This is a genomic window from Paraburkholderia lacunae, from assembly GCF_003353175.1.
Classification (GTDB): domain Bacteria; phylum Pseudomonadota; class Gammaproteobacteria; order Burkholderiales; family Burkholderiaceae; genus Paraburkholderia; species Paraburkholderia lacunae.
The window spans coordinates 1-17,871 of the sequence record NZ_QHKS01000011.1; the positions used below are offsets into that span (position 1 = coordinate 1).

The following is a 17,871-nucleotide window of genomic DNA, read 5'->3' on the forward strand; positions in this document are numbered from 1 at the left end:
GATCTTCATGCCGAAAATCCGAGAGTAAACGCGAAATCCGCATTGTTAACAACCCCCTTCTGGCTGCTTTGCTATTCCACCATCGTTTCTGGAAGCGTCGATTTGTGTATAACGAGATGGGTTGAAGCAGCGCCCGAGCGTTGAGCAGCAGGGCTTCCTAGCCTGGCATAGGGAGAACCGGTTCAAGGCGTGAGCGGGCCGCGTGGACGTGTCACTACATTTGCTAACGGCGCGAGGTCATTTCATCAGGGAGAAACGGCGCATCTACAGTGTTCCAATTCTCCGCCGCGACGCGCCGAGTGGTAGCAGTTCGCTGGCCAATTTTCCCGGCTGGCTCGCCACATACAACGGCATCAGCGCTCGCATGAAGTCCGCTAGAATTGCTTTGTATTAGAAGCTGTTTTCGTGCGTATCTCGGTCGGCATCAACCACGGATGATGTGAGAGTTCAGTTCCTGAGGATTCAACCAAGCCGAGTTCGAGAGGCCTTGGCTCATCCCGCGCGCGATGAGCCGGCACACTATCCCATGTACGTCCGTGATTAGAGCGTCACGGCGACGTCGGAGCCACCTTCACATAGCTCGGCCTCACGTTCACACTTCCAGAATTGTCTCCAATAGTAAGTGCCACTGGCATCACGCTCACGCCCGCAGGGAATGAGTACCCGCAAAGCACGAACAACTGATAAGTCTTTGGTGTTTTAGTCGGGTAAATGTATACAAACAAATCGACGCCATTTGTGGCTCCCCGATAAACGTAGCCCCCTTCCGAGGCGGTGCGTCGGGCACAAATGACCCCGCCGGTAAGTCGATAGTAAGTGCGCCAATCGTCAGCGTGACGGCCCGCGTTGCCGGGTTGATGCCCGTGCTGTTGGCCCCGTGTGTGAATGTTTCGCTGGCCGCAAATATGGGTTGCTTCGTCGCCAGATACAGTGTTGCGGCGAAATTCGCGAATGGCGTGTTTGCGCTGGTGAAGGTCACGGTATCGACGAAGAATTGGCTGCCCCCGTCATGAATCTGCACAGGGCAATCGGGTTTCCGAAGGTGGTGACGGTGACGAACTCATTCACGACGTTGACGGGCACGTTCACCTGCCCAACCAAAGTGTTCGAAGCATCATAGGCGTAGATGCCGATGCCGGCGGGTCCAGTAAGGTAGGCCGACGCTCTCTGAACATTACCGGTGATGGCGGTATTCAGGGTGAACGACATCAAGCCGGAAGGCGCGTAGGCGACGTTCGGCTGCGTGTTGGCTGGCACACCGATTAAAGATGCGGCGTATACAGAGGCGCCCGAAACCGCTACTCCGACATTCTGGTATTGGGTCGTGAGATTGCTTCCTGAGGGTATGTCATCGAAAGTCAGCGTGGTCGTCGTGGCCAGCGCCCTCGGCGCTCCCGCCAGTCCCATCACTAACGACAACGCACCTAAAAAAGAAATTAGAAGTTTCTGCACGGCTGCACTCCTTCATCGGTTGCGGCGAGGTAACAGCCGGCTCCGCACGACGTGCCATTCCGCGGCCATCTCCAAGTGCGGACAAAAAGGTGCGAACGCATGTGTCGCCTCCGCGGCTTTTCAAGGCGTAGAGACGAGCGCGTGCATGCGCCGGAGAGGGCGCGCCGAGGCGCTACTGACGATGTATCGAGAATGTGTGCTGGAAGCAAGTGTCCATAGTCGCCAATTGGCCTTAGTTAACTACACCGCCCCCGGACACCAGTCGACTCACAACGAGGTGAGGCGATATTGCAGATATGTAGGTTGAGCGTAGGCCAGCAACTAGTGAATTGCAAGCCGGGAAAAGTGTAAGTTGGGCGACAACGAATGGCTGAAGTCGTTACCGAATACCGACGCCGCATCAATGACATGTATATGGAGCATACCGAATCAATTTGCCTGCCGAGAACAGCCTGTGGCATGCACACGGTAACAGCGCGGATAAGCTCGAACGGAGGAAGGTCGCGAACGGATTAGGGTGCGCCACGAAGCTAGTCCACGTAGTCGTCTTGCGCGATGACATATCTCTTCGCGATTTCGCGAGGAACGACGTGCACCTCAATCTCGGGGAGTTGCAACTGACAGGCGCGGATTAGCCGGTGATTGCCGTCGGCCACAACGTAGTTCGCGCCTGGTTCAAGCTTCTCGAATTGGACGATACCTTCGTTGTCTCCAACATGGAGCATTACGATGGGCTCGTGCAAGTCGGCTTCCTCAAGTGTTTCGACGTAGGCCCTGTCGAGCTGAATACGGTGTTTCTCAGCTAGTCCCTCCGGTACGTCAGGATGAGCTATGCCCTCAAGGATAGCCCGGTAACTTTCGAGCTCTTCGAGATTGAGGACGCAACCGTAAATACCCGGAATCCCTCGAGAGATGTCCTCCAGTAGTCTGCTGATGTCATACGTCTCGTACTCCCAACGGAAAGTCTCGTGTCCCCGTTCCCAGCGATTTTTTGTCTGCATCATCGACTCCTTCGGGTGAGCAGAAATCTATCACGACACGCGATTCGCGACCGGCCTCCATTTTCAAGTGTGCTGGCAAGCGCGTTGGCGGCTGGGCCGAAAGGGAAAAGCGTCACCCTGTTGTCGAAACCGTTTTCGACGTTTTCTCGCCTTTTTTGCCCTCTGCTCGGCGGGACGCGCCCCATTGGGCCAGCACACCGGCATTTGGCGAACTGACGGTGATACGGCTGAGCTTCGCCGACAGGACGCACTGGTGCCAGCTTTCCTCGTACAGGTGGTCGAGCGTCGCCCCTCGAGTGCTGGTCTTGCACGTAATCGAGTGGCCGTTGCCGTCCTTGGCGACCGTACCCTCCACCTTCATCGTCAATCCTTCGACGGCCGTCTTGGCTGCGCGCGGGTCGAGTTTGAGCGTTTTGGTGAGGTCCCGATAAATAATGGTCTCCTTGGTCGATAAGCTATCTTTCGGAAAGACTCCCATGTACGTTCCTGCCACGGCGCCAATGCCGATGACCCGGTAGGAAACGGGGGTGACCTCCTTGGTTACCTTAAAAGCGTTAGACGCCAGCTTGGGCGCTCCGTACGAGGTTTCCTGTACGAAAGTGAGATAGTCAAGGGAGTTATCGCCACCTTCATAACTTCCGTAGGCCGGACGCACAATGAGAGTGAGTTGCTCCTTGTCCGGGTCGTAGTAATACGTCGGCCCGCGCTTACCTGGCTTGTCGGACGGGATTTCAATTTCGAAGTGCCGGCCGACAAGCGCGGCATCGTTGAAGCCCTTGGAAAACTCGTCCGGCCGCTTGAAATCCATGGCGGCATAAAGGTAGTTCGCAATCGTTTCATCATCGAGGTCGCCGGCGGGCAGCGCCAACGGGTCCTTCGCTTCCGCTGTCGTCTCCGGAGCGGTCGCTGTGAGGGCGGCAGGTGCAGTTGCCGTGCTCGCGGTGTCCGGCGCAGGCCGGCGGTCGCACGCCGTCAGGACGAAGCTCAGGGCGACGGTGCCGGCCAGCGCCAAGAATTCGCGCATCCCGCGCGCCGAAATTGCGGCGTTGCGCCGTCGTCTGGATAAACATGACATTTTTTATTTACCTCACGCTGAGCGGCTCAAACGCCCATACGACCCCGTAGTCCAATAATACTAGCGCGTTATCGAGAAACCGCCCTTCGAAAAGAACCCTTATCAGTTCGCCGCCCCTCACATTCCTCCCTACACGACATCGGACAAACTCATTTGCGAGGAAAACGATGCCGACGCAACAAGCCGATTTGCTCGATGAAACCACCTCCGCCAAGGTGTTCCCTATCAGGCTCATATGTAAGCCGAAAGTCGGTCTGGTCAGTCATCCCGCTGGGAGTTGCGTTTCCGCCGTTCCGAGAAACGGCATGTGGATTAGAATCTACATTTCATCGAGGCAGAATCGTGGCCGCCTGCCGCATCAAAACTAAAAGAAGGGGATGCCGTGCTAACCAATATCCGAGGGTTGGTAGACAGACTGGACCTGGCGCCATCCAAGGGGCTCATGCCGCTCTTCGAAGCTGTGTCCAACGCAATGGATGCGATTGAAGACAAGCGTGGAGGACCAACGTCCGGTTCGATACGAATTCGGTTACTTGTCGCCAATGACCTAGCTAGGGAAGGTGGTGACGAAACCCAGATTACCGACGGCTTCGAGGTCACGGACGACGGTGTCGGATTTAACGACGCGAACATCGCTTCTTTCGGGGAGACTTACACGCTTTCCAAGGTGAAGCTCGGAGGCAAAGGGGTCGGCAGGTTCACGTTCCTGAAGGTGTTCAGTCACTGTGAGATACGCGACGTAGCTGCCGATATACAGAGTGCCGTCTTTGCATTCAAACAGGAAAATAAAATGCGCACTTTGGTCTTCGCTGTCGCTGCTGTGTTGGCGCTCGCCATTCTTTCTGGATGTTCAACGACTCAAAACGTCACCGCTGGTCCGCAGGCGAAAGGCTCGCCGATGACGACAGCGTGCTTTACCGCGCACGGCGGCAAGTCTGCTGACATGGACGCAGCAATCCAACGCAACCTGGAAAATCATGGTGTGTCGGTATCGCTTGCGCCGGCATGCGACAAGGCGGACATGAATGTCACCTACACCGACAGCTGGTTTTGGGACATCGTTATGTACCTGCGTTCGATGGACATTCGCTTTTACAAGGCACCAAATGGCGGCCTTATCGCGTCAGGGCATTGGAAGAACTCCGTGTTGCACCAGTTTCCTAATGCTGACGGCGTCGTGCAGGACCTGATGGACGAGATGTTCAAGCAAACCGGCGAGCCATCGGCCGTACGAACGAAAGCAGCAGCGAACTGACGCGCCCCACGGGTTTTTCACTCACCGTGAGGTAACGAGTCCGTCGGCAAGTGATGTTCCGGTGGGGTGGCGGCATATGTTGCAGCACGTTGACGTGCTCCGCGGCCTGGAGAAAGGAATGCCATGAAGAGAATTTTACTGGCAGTGGCTCTTATGAATTTCGTTTGCGCTCACGCCCAGGAATCACCGTCTGGTCCCATCGCGCAAGCGAATGCAGCTACCCGGTTGTTCATGGACCTGTGCATTCCATCCGCTGGGGACACTGCAAAGCTCCGCGAGCTGGCAGACCGTTACCATCTACGCCATACTGACGTTTCGTTCTCGCAGACGGTGCTTCGTGGGAAACCCGGCGAAGTATGGTCTGCTTCGAGTTCCGTGGGTGAATATGTGGTGATTTCGCAGCCTGACAATTCATGCTCCGTTTGGGCGAGGAGAGCCGATGCAGCGACCTCAATCAACCAGTTCAAACGCATTGTCCTCGGAACGGGGCGACCTGGGCTCATGGTAAAGGTTCTTGAGGACAGGGATATTGAAGGACAGGGCGGCACCTATCACTATCTGTCCTACCTCTTGTCAAAGGAAGGCCGGCAAAGCGGGCTGTATGCGAGCGCTATAGCGTCAGCATCACCGACTGCAGAGGTGCAGGTCCGTTTGAGGCTCATGCCAGCAAAAGCCGAGTAAGGTGGACGCTACGTCACGGTGGAAACCGCCAGATTGTTCAAACCGAAATCACGGGCCTGCAGTTCGGGTTCGGTATTTGTTCATTCGGTAGAACCAACCTCTGCCCATGCCTTGAAACCATCCAGCCGTGCGCGTGCCTGTCGCTGGGACCAGAAGTCGGCAATCGGCTCCGTCAACCAGCGAAGCCAAATCGGCGAAGTCTTGAAATTGTATGTGAAGGTCGCACTGCAGTGGGTGGGTGACATCTGCCGGAATTTCCATCCCCCACTGAAGCTTGCCAGTAGACGTGGCCCTTCAATCATTGAGACTGCTGCGACGTGCGGCGGCAGGAACGCCACATAGCGCGATACCATAACCAAACCGCCGACACTTTCGATGTATTCATCGACACCGACCGCGGGCGCTGCCGCCCGGTTAAGCAATTCAGTGCGTGTTGCAAAGGGGTCCCATTCCCGTCTCTCGGTCAAAAAAGCGTATATTTCAGTCAACAACGGGAATGCATAAAGGCGTGATTTCCATGCAATTCGCATAAGCAAAAGCGCCGACGCACGCCCTGCAAAACACTACTGGTAATAGCGCAATCAATATCACGGTTCAACCAGGATGGCGTCGTCCACAGTAACGGCTATGGTTGAACTCGGTGGCAATAATGGGGAACGGGGTTATGACGCACGGGCACGCAGACGACGCCGAGGAGTTGGCGACTGATACTGATGTAAAGCTACCGAGCGTTCAGGTCATTGCCGACCTAACGATAGGGTATGCGGCGATTCAGAACAACGTTCCGGTCATCCGTGAAATTCTGGTCACGAACGACGGGGAGGCGGTGTTCTCTGATGTCGAGCTGCTCGTCAAATGTGTGCCGGCCTTTGCCGAGAGCGCACGTTTCCGTTTCGAAGCATTGGCGCCCGGCGAAAGCCGCCGTCTCGCACCTGTCGACCTGCGTCCCGACCATCACTACTTCAGCCAGCTCGACGAATCAGAGCGGGCCGTCATCACGGCATCGGTGCGTGTTCAGGATACGGAACTTGTAACGGCGACTCACAACATCGATGTGCTCGCCTACGACCAATGGGCCGGCACGCGGTCGTTGCCCGAGTTGCTGGCCGCGTTCTGCATGCCGAACTCGCGGGTCGTGGACAAACTTCTCGCTCGGGCATCCGGGCTTCTGCGCCAGACGTCGGCCGACCTGTCGATGGACGGGTACCAGTCCAAGAATCGCGAGAAGGTCTGGAAGCAGGCATCGGCCATTTACAGCACGATAGTTGCCGAGGACATCCAATACTCCAATCCGCCGGCATCCTTCGGAAATGACGGCCAGAAAATCCGGACGCCAGAACGCATTCTGGATGGCAAGCTTGCGACCTGCCTGGACCTCGCCATGCTGTTCGCGTCTTGCCTGGAGCAAGCCGGTCTACACCCTGTTGTGTTGTTCAAGGAAGGCCATGCCTGGGTTGGCGTCTGGCTGATAGAGACCAGCTTTCCGACCGCATTGGTGGACGATGTTCAGGCAGTTCGTAAGCGGGTGAAATCCGGCGAGTTCATGGTCTTCGAGACCACCGGCGTGGCGGGAGGTCAGAAACCGTCCCTCCGCTGGGCTTGCACTCGTGGCGAGGAACACCTGAACGACGAAGCCGAGTTCGCGTATGCCGTAGATGTCCGGCGCGCGCGCGAAGTGCACATTCGTCCACTCCCGTCCCGTTCGTCGCACGTAGATGAGCAGACTGTCCCGATTGCCCAGGCCGAAACGCCCATCATCGAGGACGTGCCGAAGTTGCCGCCGCTGGACCCGGTCGTCATACCGCGGCGTGACGAAGCAGAACCTGAGACACCAGAAGGTCGTCTGGCGAAATGGAAGAGCAAGCTGCTCGACTTGACGCTCCGAAACAAGCTCCTAAATTTCAAGCCGACCAAATCCACGCTACGCGTCATTTGCCCTGACCCGGGCGCGCTGGAAGACCGGCTTGCGGATGGAAAGGAATTTCGGGTTCGCGCGAAGCCGAAGATGATGTCCGGTTCGGATAGTCGCGATGCCAATGTGTACGCCGGCCGAAATGGTACAGCGGCAATGGATGACTTGGCGACGGACGCGCTCGGCCGGAACGAAATCGTCACGGACATCGAGGAGGAAGCTCTTGAAGGCAGGCTTCTCGATATATTCCGAGCGGCCAGCACGGGAATGGAGGAAGGCGGCGCCAATACGCTGTTTCTGGCTTTCGGGATGCTGGAATGGCAGGAGAGCAAGGATGCAGAATCCAGCCATCTAGCTCCGATTCTACTTATCCCCGTTACGTTATCCCGCCAGTCCGTCCGGAGTGGTTTCCGCTTGGTTCGTCACGACGACGACGCACTCGTGAACCCGACGCTGCTGCAAAAGCTTCAGCAGGATTTCAGCCTGAAGCTGCCTCCGCTCGACGTCTTGCCGACCGATGACCGTGGTATCGACGTCAACCGGATTCTGCAGACGTTCCGGCTGCATGTGGGCGAACTGAAGGGATGGGAGGTCAAGGAGCAGGTCCATCTTGGTATCTTCTCGTTCACGAAATACCTGATGTGGAAGGACCTCCAGGACCGCCAGAAGCAGCTCCAGGAAAGCAGTGTTGTTGCACATCTGATTAACAATCCCGGCAAGGCGTTTGCTGACAGCGCGACGGGCTTCGAGCCCAGCACCTTGGACGAGAAGTTCCGGCCTCAAGACCTGTTCACGCCGTTGCTGTCGGACTCTTCACAGTTGCGTGCCGTTTGCGTCGCAGCTGAAGGCAAGAACCTTGTCATTGAAGGCCCGCCTGGAACGGGTAAGAGCCAGACCATCTCGAACCTGATTGCCCACCTGTTGGCCACCGGGAAGACGGTGTTGTTCGTCTCGGAGAAGATGGCTGCGCTGGAGGTGGTGCATCGCCGGCTTAGCAGTCTTGGCCTGGGGCCATTTTGTCTCGAGCTGCATTCGTCCAAGGCAAAGAAAGCGGATGTCCTGAAACAGCTAGGCATTGCACTTGATGCCGCCGGTGCGCGCACGGTGAAGGACTGGGAGCGAGAGTCCGAACGACTCCTGACGCTCCGCACAGACCTCAATGGGGTCGCGCGTGCGCTGCATCGCATTTATCCGAATGACCTGACCGTTTACGAGGCCATCGGAACCACCCTGCAGTATGCGGAAATGCGGCCTGGAGCGATGCCGTGGGCAGATGCAGATTTGCATAACCGCGCCCAGCTCGAGGTTCTGCGTGAGGCCTGCCGCCAGATGGGCGCTCTGGCCGGCCAGTTAGCCGGTTTGCAGAACCATCCTCTGGCAGTCGTACACAAGACCGAATGGATGCCGTCCTGGCAGCAAGAGTTTCTCGACGCGGTTTCGGTGTTTGAAGCCCAAATCAAGAAGCTGGATGAGGCTGCATCGAACCTGCTGAATCAGCTGGACCTTCCCAGAGTTGCTTTCTCCCTGAATGGGTTGGGCAAATTCGATGTACTGGCCGACGTGCTTTCCGCCGCGCCCACCATTCCGGTCGAGGTTGCCCGGTCGGCGCATGAGGAGTCCGCTCGCAACCGACTTGGCAGCCTCAGACAGCACGGCCTGGCGCGCAATCAGGCGTGGGAGCCTCTGAGCAAACACTACATGGACGATGTCGCCACCCTGAGTGCGTCCGAGCTGAAATTGCAGTGGGCGGCAGCAACCAACACCTGGTGGCCGAAGAGCCTGTTCGCCCAGCGCGCGGTGACCGGACGATTGCGCTTGCATCGACATGACCAGCGTCGCCCACAAGGTGGGGATGTTCCGGCCGTCATTACGGCACTGACCGCCGTCAATGCCGAGGACAGGGTCATTGAGTCTATGGCTCACGACGCGTCGCGACTGCTGCATGAAACGTTCGCGGCGTCGAAGACGGACTGGAACACCGTCGAGTCGGTCGAGCGGTGGGCGACGTCATTCGCGGACGCGGTAACGGCAATCGCGGGCAACGACATCGAGTTGGCCCAGACGCTCCGCGCAAAGCTGCAGCCGCTTGTTTCCGACAATCGGGGCATGCTGAAGGCAGACATGCCTCTTGGCTCCAGTTTGTTGTCGTACCGCGATTGCTATCGGGACGTCGTGACTCAACTCCGCCGGGTCATTGAGCTTGGACACTGTCAGGCTGACCTCGGTCTTGACCCGACGGCCGCCGGCGTGATTCCTCGGCTGTTGAGCTTGCTTCAAGGATGGCAATCTGCTTCGCGCCAGCTGCAGCCGTGGTGCCTGTGGCGGAAATCCCGCTCCAATGCAATCAGCAGCGGGCTACGGGGTATTGTTGATGCACTGGAGTCTGGAGAGACGCCGTTATCAAGTGTGGCGACGTTCTTTGAATACAGCTACCAGAGCTGGTGGCTGCGGAAAGCTATTGACCGGGAGCCGGTGCTCTGCAACTTCTCGAGTGCCGAGCATGACCGCAAGATTGCTGAGTTCAAGGAAGCTGACGAGCGTTTTCAGAAGCTGACCCAGCAATACATTGCAGCCAGACTCGCGGGCCAGATTCCGGCGAGCGTCGAGGTTGTGCCTGGTGCTGATTCTGAACTGGGGAAGCTGCGGCGCGAATTGCAGAAGCAGCGCAAGCACATGCCGATTCGGCAGTTGGTGCAAAACTTGCCGAGCCTGATGACCCGACTGAAGCCATGCCTGCTGATGTCACCTTTGTCGGTCGCCCAGTATCTGGACGCGTCGCACGCCCAGTTCGATGTGGTCATCTTCGACGAGGCTTCCCAGATTCCGGTGTGGGATGCCGTCGGCGCCATCGCTCGCGGTAAGCAGCTTGTCTGCGTCGGCGACCCAAAGCAACTGCCGCCGACCAGCTTCTTCGCGCGGTCAGATGACTCGGAGGATGGAGCGGATAGCGATGACGTTCAGGACCTCGAGAGTATCCTGGACGAATGTCTCAGTATCGGCCTGCCTGAACTGCGGTTGAACTGGCACTACCGAAGCAAGCATGAAGGGCTGATTACCTTCAGCAATGTCACGTACTACGACAACGAACTGGTCACGTTCCCGTCGCCGGTGACAGACGACCAGAGCGTGCGCTTTGAACGCGTACAGGGGGTCTACGACCGCGGTGGCTCGCGAACCAATCGGGCGGAAGCCGATGCCATCGTCAAGGCGATTGAGCGGCACTACCTGGACTCGGGGAAGCGGAATCTGACGCTCGGTGTAGTGACTTTCAACCAGGCGCAGCAAATCCTGATTGAGCGGATGCTGGATGAACGCCGCCGGGCATCTCAGCAACTGGACCAGGCTATTGCGCAGGCGGCGCAGGAGGCGCTATTCATCAAGAACCTGGAAAACGTCCAGGGTGATGAGCGGGACATCATCTTCTTTTCCATCACCTATGGCCCGGATACGTCGGCAAAGCTCAGTCTCAACTTCGGGCCGTTGAACCTGGAAGGTGGCCATCGGCGTCTCAACGTGGCCGTATCGCGTGCCCGCGTGGGCGTCGTGATTTTCAGCACGCTTCTTCCCGAACAGATTGACCTGTCGCGCGTCCGGGCCGCCGGCGTCCGAGACCTGAAGAACTATCTGGAGTTCGCCATTCGAGGTCCACGCGCCTTGGTTGAGCAAAGTATGGCGACTGGACGGGAGCCCGATAGCCCGTTCGAGCGGCAGGTTATTTCCGCCCTCCGTGAGAAAGGTTGGACAGTCCACCCGCAGGTCGGCGTGTCCGGATACCGGATTGATATTGGCGTCGTCGACCCGCGTGCGCCGGGCCGCTATCTGCTGGGTGTCGAATGCGATGGTGCCATGTATCACTCCGGCGCGACGGCACGCGACCGTGACCGGCTCCGACAGCATGTCCTTGAAGGGCTGGGCTGGGAACTGTACCGCATCTGGTCTACCGACTGGTGGTTGAATCCGGAAGAGCCGATACGAAAGCTTGTGGCCCGACTGGAAGAGTTGGTATCGACCGTGCCGACCGAGGACGAACCGGCTGTTGAACCGCCGGAAGATGCGGAGTGTGAGGAAGAGCCGCACGCTTTGTACGCCGGAGCCGAATCGGTCGTAGAGTCGATTGCGCATGCCACTCAGTTGCCCGAATACGTACTGACTAGCTTGGACAAAGGCAACCCAGACCTCTTCTACGAGAGCCGCTCAATGTCGACTTTGGCCAGTCAGTTACTCAAAGTAATCGAAACGGAAGGACCAGTATCGCAGGCGATAGTGTTCAAGCGCGTGACGCGGGCTTGGGGGTTGTCCAGGGTTGGTAGCCGCATCGAGGCTCACTTGAGTGCATTGGTGCCTAGGCAGTTGGCCCGTAGGGCGGACAACGACATCACTTTTTATTGGCCAGAGCATGCAAACCCGAGTACATGGGAAGGTATCCGGGTGCCTGGAAGTGACACCGAAACACGCCGCAGTATCGACGAGATTAGCCTCGAAGAATTGGGTAATGCGGTCGTGTACATCCTGATGCAACAAGGTGGCACGTCGCAAGATGGACTGGCAAAGGCGGTTTGTCGACTACTCGGTGTGGCTAGGACAACCGCCGAGGCCGGCATACGAATTTCTCGGGCGCTGACCCACGGGAGAGTCCAAGCGGCAGTGGCTTTGAAGGCCGGTTCAGTTCGTTTGCGGAAGTGAGTTAGCGGAGGTTCATGGAATCAGAAATCCAGAATGCTTTGCATGGGAAGTTCCGCCATGTGGCTACTGAGATGAGCGCTCTGGCACTTGGGTCGAAACGAATTCAGCATGGCGCCAAGGATGTGTTGCTCGGGCAAGGTGGCTTGGGCGTGCTTCGGCGTGGCTGGCCGGTGCCAAGGACCGGTCGAAGTTTTTGACTGCATAGACCCGGCGAGCCAGCAGCAGTGCTGAAAGTGAAGGCGGTTAAAGTGGGAACTGTAAAAAAATCATGCGCCTGCATCGAGGCGGTTTGCGCTCTTTTCCGATGGAGCGCAAAACAATGCAACCTCCCTACCGGACATAATGCGCTACCGAAGAAGGGGCCAAAATTGCTAAAGCCAACCTTGAGTCATTTCGAACGCGCCGCTTTAGATATTTCAGCACACGGCGACAATGACACGCTACCGTTCGACATGGACGTTCGGTTCTGTGGAGACCAGGTGCAAGACTTGGCGACCATCGCGCTCGGGTTTTACGAGGAGTTGCGCTGCGGGCCGATTAAGGAAAACAATGAGCGAATCGCCGGTTTGCACGTACCCAGCGAACGACTTATTGCACCGTCGGGTCCTGCTGGCTTCCGAGTGGTAACGAAGATTCATCCGTTTTGGAACATTTACCTTAACGGTTTGGCCGTATCGGTGGCAGAGGTGCTGGAACCCCAACGCAAAGCCAATGTGCACTCGTACCGGTTCCTGGACGGTGGCGGAGCGCAGTTGTTTGATTCAAACCGCTCGTGGCGCGCGTTCAAGGAGGCGACTGTTCAGGGTCTTGAGGCTGCAGGTCCCGACGCGGTTATTGTCCAGACTGACATTTCGGGCTTCTACGAGCACGTCTCGCATCATTACATTGAAAATTTCATAAACGACCTTGGCGGTGATGGCAAGCAAGTCTCGAAGCAAGTTAATGCGCTACTAGGCAAGTTTTCTGCGGGTAGGTCGTTCGGACTGCCGGTTGGCGGACAAGGTGCCCGTATTCTGGCGGAATTGTTCCTCAACCAGGTCGATACGGCCATTACGGTGGCAGGTGTCATGTGGCACCGGTACGTTGACGACTACGTGCTGATTGCCGCCGACACCGCGGATGCCTACCGTGTTCTGGGAGTACTGGCGCAAAGCTTGATGGACTACGGTCTAAGCCTCAACAAGTCGAAGACCGTTTTTCTCTCAACGAAGCACTACCGAGACTATGTAAACTCGCAGCTTGGCGCTGGGGACGACGAGGCAAACAAGCTCCGGACCATTGACCTGAAATTTGACCCGTACTCCGACAACCCGAGCCACGACTATGAATCGCTGAAGGAGACTGTCGAGACGCTTGAAGTCCGGAATCTGCTGAATCGGGAACTAGAGAAGGCGTTACCTGACACTTTCCTAGTCGCGCAAATCGGACGTACCATGCGACTCCACGAGCCGAACGTTGCACTCGAAATCGCATCGATTTTGCTCAACGGAACGAATCTCCATGCGTTCCGCTCGTCGTTCTCTACTATCATGCGTGGCGTTGCCCATCTACGCGGTGACTCGCGCTTCGAATCCATACACAAAGACATCGATTCATTGCTGGATGCAGTTCCGGGCCATTCGGCACATCTGCTCAGGGCCGATACGAGCCTTCTCCATTACATGCGTTGCTTAAGATTCTGCTCGACGCCCGAGCGAGCGATGTATGTGCGACAACTTTGGGACGCGACGCAACTCGACGCGGTACGGCGTGCTTGCATTGACTGCTGGCGAATTTGGGGCGATAGGACCGGATTCAACTTCCTACGGAATCGGTGGCCTCAATTGAGCGCTGATTGCAAACGCCTGTTTTGGCTCGCGACATATAGTTTCGACGACGAAGGGGACGCCGCACGACGGCAATTCCGCCATGCTACGCCACAGGCCTGGGCACTCGGCGTGGAGGTTCCGTTGGATAAGGAAAAGGACAAACAGAAACTGAAAAAGCACCCACGCGGCGCGGAGCCTCTGTTCGCGATGGTGTACGAGCAATGGTCGAAAGGGGCCAAAGATGCAGATTGACCCTCGCACAGTCGCACGCGAAATTCCCGGAATATTTGACGAGGTCTTTCCGCAACTGACGCCAGGAATTGTTGCGCACTTCAACTCCGGCGCAGATAACTTTGAGATTCAGCAGTTGCCGGCAGCCCTACTTGCGCAGTCCACGCTTCAACGGGCTATGCTGTTCGAGCTTGGCTACTCCGTTGGGGAGCGTCTCTTAACAAACGCCGGAATCGATTGGAATGAATGCATCGACGTGGCGCTCCAGCGCCAACAAGCTTTCTTTGATGCGAAGCAGCCGGAAGAGATATCGTTGTGTGACAAGTCGCTCGCTACGATTGTCGGAGAAAATCTGGCAGCTCGACTTCGAACCATCAGCGAGGAACGTAGCCTGCCTCTCATGCTGAGCCCGGCAATTCCGGGCTTGGAATGGATAGCGAGTGGGCGGGGCGACTTCTCGGTGGGGCGAGCATTGATTGAGGTCAAATGCACGGCCAAACGATTCGCTGCTTCAGACTACCGACAGGTCGCCATATACTGGCTCTTGAGCTATGCGGCCACGTTAGAGGGGCGGGGCAAAGAATGGGAACACCTCATCCTGCTCAACCCTCGCAGGGGCGAAGAGGTGTCTATCCGAGTCGACTCTTTCATATCAACTATTAGCAGTGGAAGAACGAAAGTAGACGTTCTTCAACTTTTTATGTCGCTTGTCGGCTCGCGACTCACGCGCTAGGGTCGCGACCTATGCCACAACACGCGTGAGGTGACATGTTTGGCCAAGTTCTTCTGTGGACGACTGTGCGCCTCCGAGGCTCTCGTAGAGAAACTCGGCGAAGTTCAACTCACAGTCGTCAGCTCGCAGCGCGCTTAACTACTTTTGCGTCGGTTTCCACATATTTTGAACGGGAGGTGGTGCGTAAGGTGCCACCCATTCTCCAGTGGCAAAGTTAACTTCCAGATGTTCCCAAAAGTGACGATACAAAGTCGCGACCTCTTGGGCCCTCGCTGGTATCCGCGCGGTCGCCATGCTCTGGACGGCATTATCGTAAAACCCTGTGCACATATTCTTCAGCGCCTCAACCAAAACTCGCGCGGCTTCGGGCGTCTGAGCACCAGAAATCGCGACGGCGATGTGTTCGAAAACTCTCACAAAATTCGCCTTTTCGGATTTTTCGGGTGCCGATATCGAGCGATTGTAACCCCACCATACGCCTTTCTTAGCTTTCTGTTTCCCGGTAGAGCCGAATTTAGAGCCAAGGGTCAAGGCTGTTTTGCACGCGAAAACAAACAAGATTTTGTTCAAAATATCATTCTTGTTGTTTTTTATATCGACAACGGTAATTAGGTCCTTTGAGCGCGACTCGCACACACAGTCGTGGTCCCCGTGAGACATAATTACCAACGGCTCGTCGCAGGAGACTAACGTCTCCCAAAAATCGTCAGAGTTTGCATGCTCCCCGATTAAGCCTATGTTTATAGGCCAGAAGACTTCAACTAGGCGGGCGATTGCGGCATTGTCACGGGTCGCTGGGTCATAAGATGGGGCGAACACTTTAGTCATCGCGTTGCGTACCCTCATCAGATTGGACGCCTGCCTTTCGTGCAGCCAAGATATCCCGCGACAGACGAAGTAAATCTGTTAGATATTGCAGACCAATCGGGTCGCCATCGTCGACAAGTTGAAATAGTTCTTCGGCGGTGTAGTCTTTATCAAGAGTACGCCATGCCAACATTCCTCCAGGCAACTCTTTAAGCAAATTTGCAAATATGCTCTGAGGCACATGGCTAGCGATTGCCTCAGATAAGATATCCGAGTGTCGCCCCAGCTTTTCGTTTACGCCCTCCACAAATGTTGCTAGCGATGGGCTCCTTGACGCAGCGGCAAGCACGTCCACGTGAGAAAAAAAGTTATAGCTCTCGGGCGAATCGTCCCTCGTTCTCAATATCAAGCGTGCAAGATTTTTGGGATGAGGGATGCTTTCTGGCGATGTGATGCGTTCTATGACACTCTTGGCATTCGGGCCTTTCGCCCGTGTGAGTGCCAGTTCTTTGTCAGCGAACAGCCACGCTTCAATGGTCGGAACCGCACAGAAAACTGAGACGTCGGGATTCCCCAATTCGTAACGCGCGTGTTCACGGGAGTCTTCAACAGAAGGCAAGTCTGAGTCTATCAGAATCATCAGCTTGTCTTTCTGAGGCTGACGCAACTCAAGTTTCTTCACTCGCTTCTTTATTTCGTCTTTTCCGCCCCATGCTTCAACGACAATGCCTTCGGACTGATATTCCAGAGCCAAGATGAGGTTTTCAATGATGGCAACGTCGGCTCTTCCTTCGACAATAATTTTCAGTTTTTCTTGCATTCGTGGCTCATTCGGAGTGATATATGGAGAATCTTGAGATTAAAGTCAAGGTTCAAAAAATACGATGCTGATGTATATTATATTCATATTTTCAACGAATTTAGAGTGACACTATAGTAACGAAGCCATATAGTCCTCAGGCTGCCCGTTCGCATCCGCGTGATGCGCAAGGTGGCTGTAATTGCGGACCGAGTCGAAGAAAGTCAGTACTCGCTGAAGTTTTGACTGGTCGCGAGGCCGATGATTCTTGAGGTCCTTTGTGATGACTTATTCGCCCCGGTCTATGAATCGATTAGTTACCACGGTCCGGTGACTTGGTCCATCGACGCAAATTCAAAACAGGTCGAGTTGCGGAGAGAACTTTGGGGGGCGGCGAAACAAGTCAGTTCTCAAGGGAACCCTTTCGTTGTTTAGCCTTGCCTTTGCGCACGCCTTTTCGAAGCGTTGTTGTATAAGGTCCGCAAATATGCCCGTACCTTTCATACGGGTCCGAAAATCTGAGTCATAGTCTCTACCAGCTCTCATCTGGCGAACGAGACTCATCACATGGTTTTCCTTCAGCGGGTGGTGTGTTGCGAGCCACTCTCGGAACAACCCCGCCACTTCGAGAGGAAGTCTCAACAAAACGTAAGCTGCATATTTCGCTCCAGCTTCACTTGCGGCGTAGAGAATTTTCTCAATGTCTTGGTCGGTCAGCGATGGGATTATGGGGGCAACCAAGACACTGGTGGGCACGCCTGCGTCACTCAGGAGCTTGATTGCATCAAGGCGCTTGGTTGGGGTGCTCGCTCGCGGTTCTAAGGTTCTGGCGATTTCCTTGTCGAGAGACGTGACCGATATGTATACGCGGGCCAAATTCTTCTCTGCCATCCGAGCTAGCAGTGCTAAGTCGCGAGTCACCAGCGCTGATTTAGTGGTGATGGCGACGGGATGGTTGAATTCTTCTAACACCTCCAGCACTGATGCGGTCAGCGACAATCGACGCTCAATCGGCTGATAGGGGTCTGTATTTGTTCCGAGCGCTATTACTTTTGGCGTGTACGACGCTTTCGAAAGCGCTTGCCGGAGCAATTCAGCTGCGTTCTTCTTTGCGAAGAGTTTCGTTTCGAAATCTAGCCCTGGTGAAAGGTTTAGGTAGGCGTGGGTTGGCCGAGCAAAGCAATACACGCATCCGTGTTCACACCCCCTGTATACGTTAACAGACTGGTCGAAGGGGACGTCAGGAGAGTCATTTGTTGAAACTATTGATTTTGCTTTTTCGATGAAAATAATTGTTTTCAACGGTGGAGCGTCTTCCTCCGAAGCACCCTGCGGCCAATCATCGAAGAAGCTTTCTCGTTGCAAAGATTCAAAGCGTGCTGTCGAGTTTGATGCGCTCCCTCGGCCTTTACGCGGTGCAGTCGTCATCACAAG

The 17,871-nt window shown here is 56.0% G+C and carries 12 protein-coding genes; 5 read left to right on the forward strand and 7 right to left on the reverse strand.

Annotation, left to right across the window (positions count from 1 at the left end):
* Positions 1-975: 975 nt before the first annotated feature.
* From DLM46_RS17805 to DLM46_RS17815, 3 genes are all read right to left on the reverse strand, one after another.
* The gene (locus DLM46_RS17805) at positions 976-1,452 is read right to left on the reverse strand and encodes a hypothetical protein (RefSeq protein ID WP_133300354.1); all 477 of its coding nucleotides are present in this window, start codon (positions 1,450-1,452) and stop codon (positions 976-978) included.
* Positions 1,453-1,982: 530 nt separating this feature from the next.
* Positions 1,983-2,456: a hypothetical protein gene (locus tag DLM46_RS17810; RefSeq protein WP_115102107.1), complete on the reverse strand. Its 474-nt coding sequence runs from the start codon at positions 2,454-2,456 to the stop codon at positions 1,983-1,985.
* Between the two features lie 109 nt (positions 2,457-2,565).
* Positions 2,566-3,477, reverse strand: a complete 912-nt coding sequence (locus tag DLM46_RS17815) for a hypothetical protein (RefSeq protein WP_115102110.1) — start codon at positions 3,475-3,477, stop codon at positions 2,566-2,568.
* Positions 3,478-3,970: 493 nt separating this feature from the next.
* Here DLM46_RS17815 and DLM46_RS39855 point away from each other — a divergent pair, with 493 nt between their 5' ends.
* Together DLM46_RS39855 and DLM46_RS17830 are read left to right on the forward strand one after the other, a co-directional pair.
* Complete coding sequence (locus DLM46_RS39855) at positions 3,971-4,783, forward strand: ATP-binding protein (protein WP_208866295.1); 813 nt, start codon at positions 3,971-3,973, stop codon at positions 4,781-4,783.
* Between the two features lie 123 nt (positions 4,784-4,906).
* Complete coding sequence (locus tag DLM46_RS17830) at positions 4,907-5,464, forward strand: NMCC_0638 family (lipo)protein (RefSeq protein WP_115102114.1); 558 nt, start codon at positions 4,907-4,909, stop codon at positions 5,462-5,464.
* An 80-nt stretch (positions 5,465-5,544) separates the two neighbouring features.
* Here the strand turns inward: DLM46_RS17830 and DLM46_RS17835 are convergent, their stop codons facing one another.
* Entirely contained in the window at positions 5,545-5,994 is a 450-nt protein-coding gene (locus tag DLM46_RS17835) for an SRPBCC family protein (protein ID WP_133300355.1), read from the reverse strand.
* A gap of 134 nt (positions 5,995-6,128) precedes the next feature.
* On the opposite strand from DLM46_RS17835, the gene DLM46_RS17840 reads away from it, so the two are divergent.
* The 3 genes from DLM46_RS17840 to DLM46_RS17850 all read left to right on the forward strand — a co-directional run bounded on the left by DLM46_RS17840 (position 6,129) and on the right by DLM46_RS17850 (position 14,831).
* Positions 6,129-12,059, forward strand: a complete 5,931-nt coding sequence (locus tag DLM46_RS17840; protein ID WP_208866296.1) for a DUF3320 domain-containing protein — start codon at positions 6,129-6,131, stop codon at positions 12,057-12,059.
* A gap of 224 nt (positions 12,060-12,283) precedes the next feature.
* Positions 12,284-14,119 carry an RNA-directed DNA polymerase gene (locus DLM46_RS17845; protein ID WP_244306280.1) on the forward strand — a complete coding sequence of 612 codons (1,836 nt, stop codon included), beginning with the start codon at positions 12,284-12,286 and terminating at the stop codon, positions 14,117-14,119.
* Positions 14,109-14,831, forward strand: coding sequence for a hypothetical protein (locus tag DLM46_RS17850; RefSeq protein ID WP_244306282.1), 723 nt, complete (start codon positions 14,109-14,111; stop codon positions 14,829-14,831). Before DLM46_RS17845 ends, DLM46_RS17850 begins: the two co-directional genes overlap by 11 nt.
* A 138-nt stretch (positions 14,832-14,969) precedes the next feature.
* Here DLM46_RS17850 and DLM46_RS17855 read toward each other — a convergent pair whose 3' ends face one another.
* From DLM46_RS17855 to DLM46_RS17865, 3 genes are all read right to left on the reverse strand, one after another.
* On the reverse strand, positions 14,970-15,659 hold the full coding sequence (locus DLM46_RS17855; protein ID WP_115102174.1) for a hypothetical protein: 690 nt from the start codon (positions 15,657-15,659) through the stop codon (positions 14,970-14,972).
* Positions 15,652-16,458 (reverse strand): DUF4276 family protein, encoded by an 807-nt coding sequence (locus DLM46_RS17860; protein ID WP_115102176.1) that lies wholly within the window; start codon positions 16,456-16,458, stop codon positions 15,652-15,654. Before DLM46_RS17860 ends, DLM46_RS17855 begins: the two co-directional genes overlap by 8 nt.
* A gap of 333 nt (positions 16,459-16,791) precedes the next feature.
* A complete protein-coding gene (locus DLM46_RS17865; RefSeq protein WP_115102178.1) occupies positions 16,792-17,865 on the reverse strand; it encodes a PA0069 family radical SAM protein in 1,074 nt (357 codons plus the stop codon).
* Between the last annotated feature and the right edge of the window lie 6 nt (positions 17,866-17,871).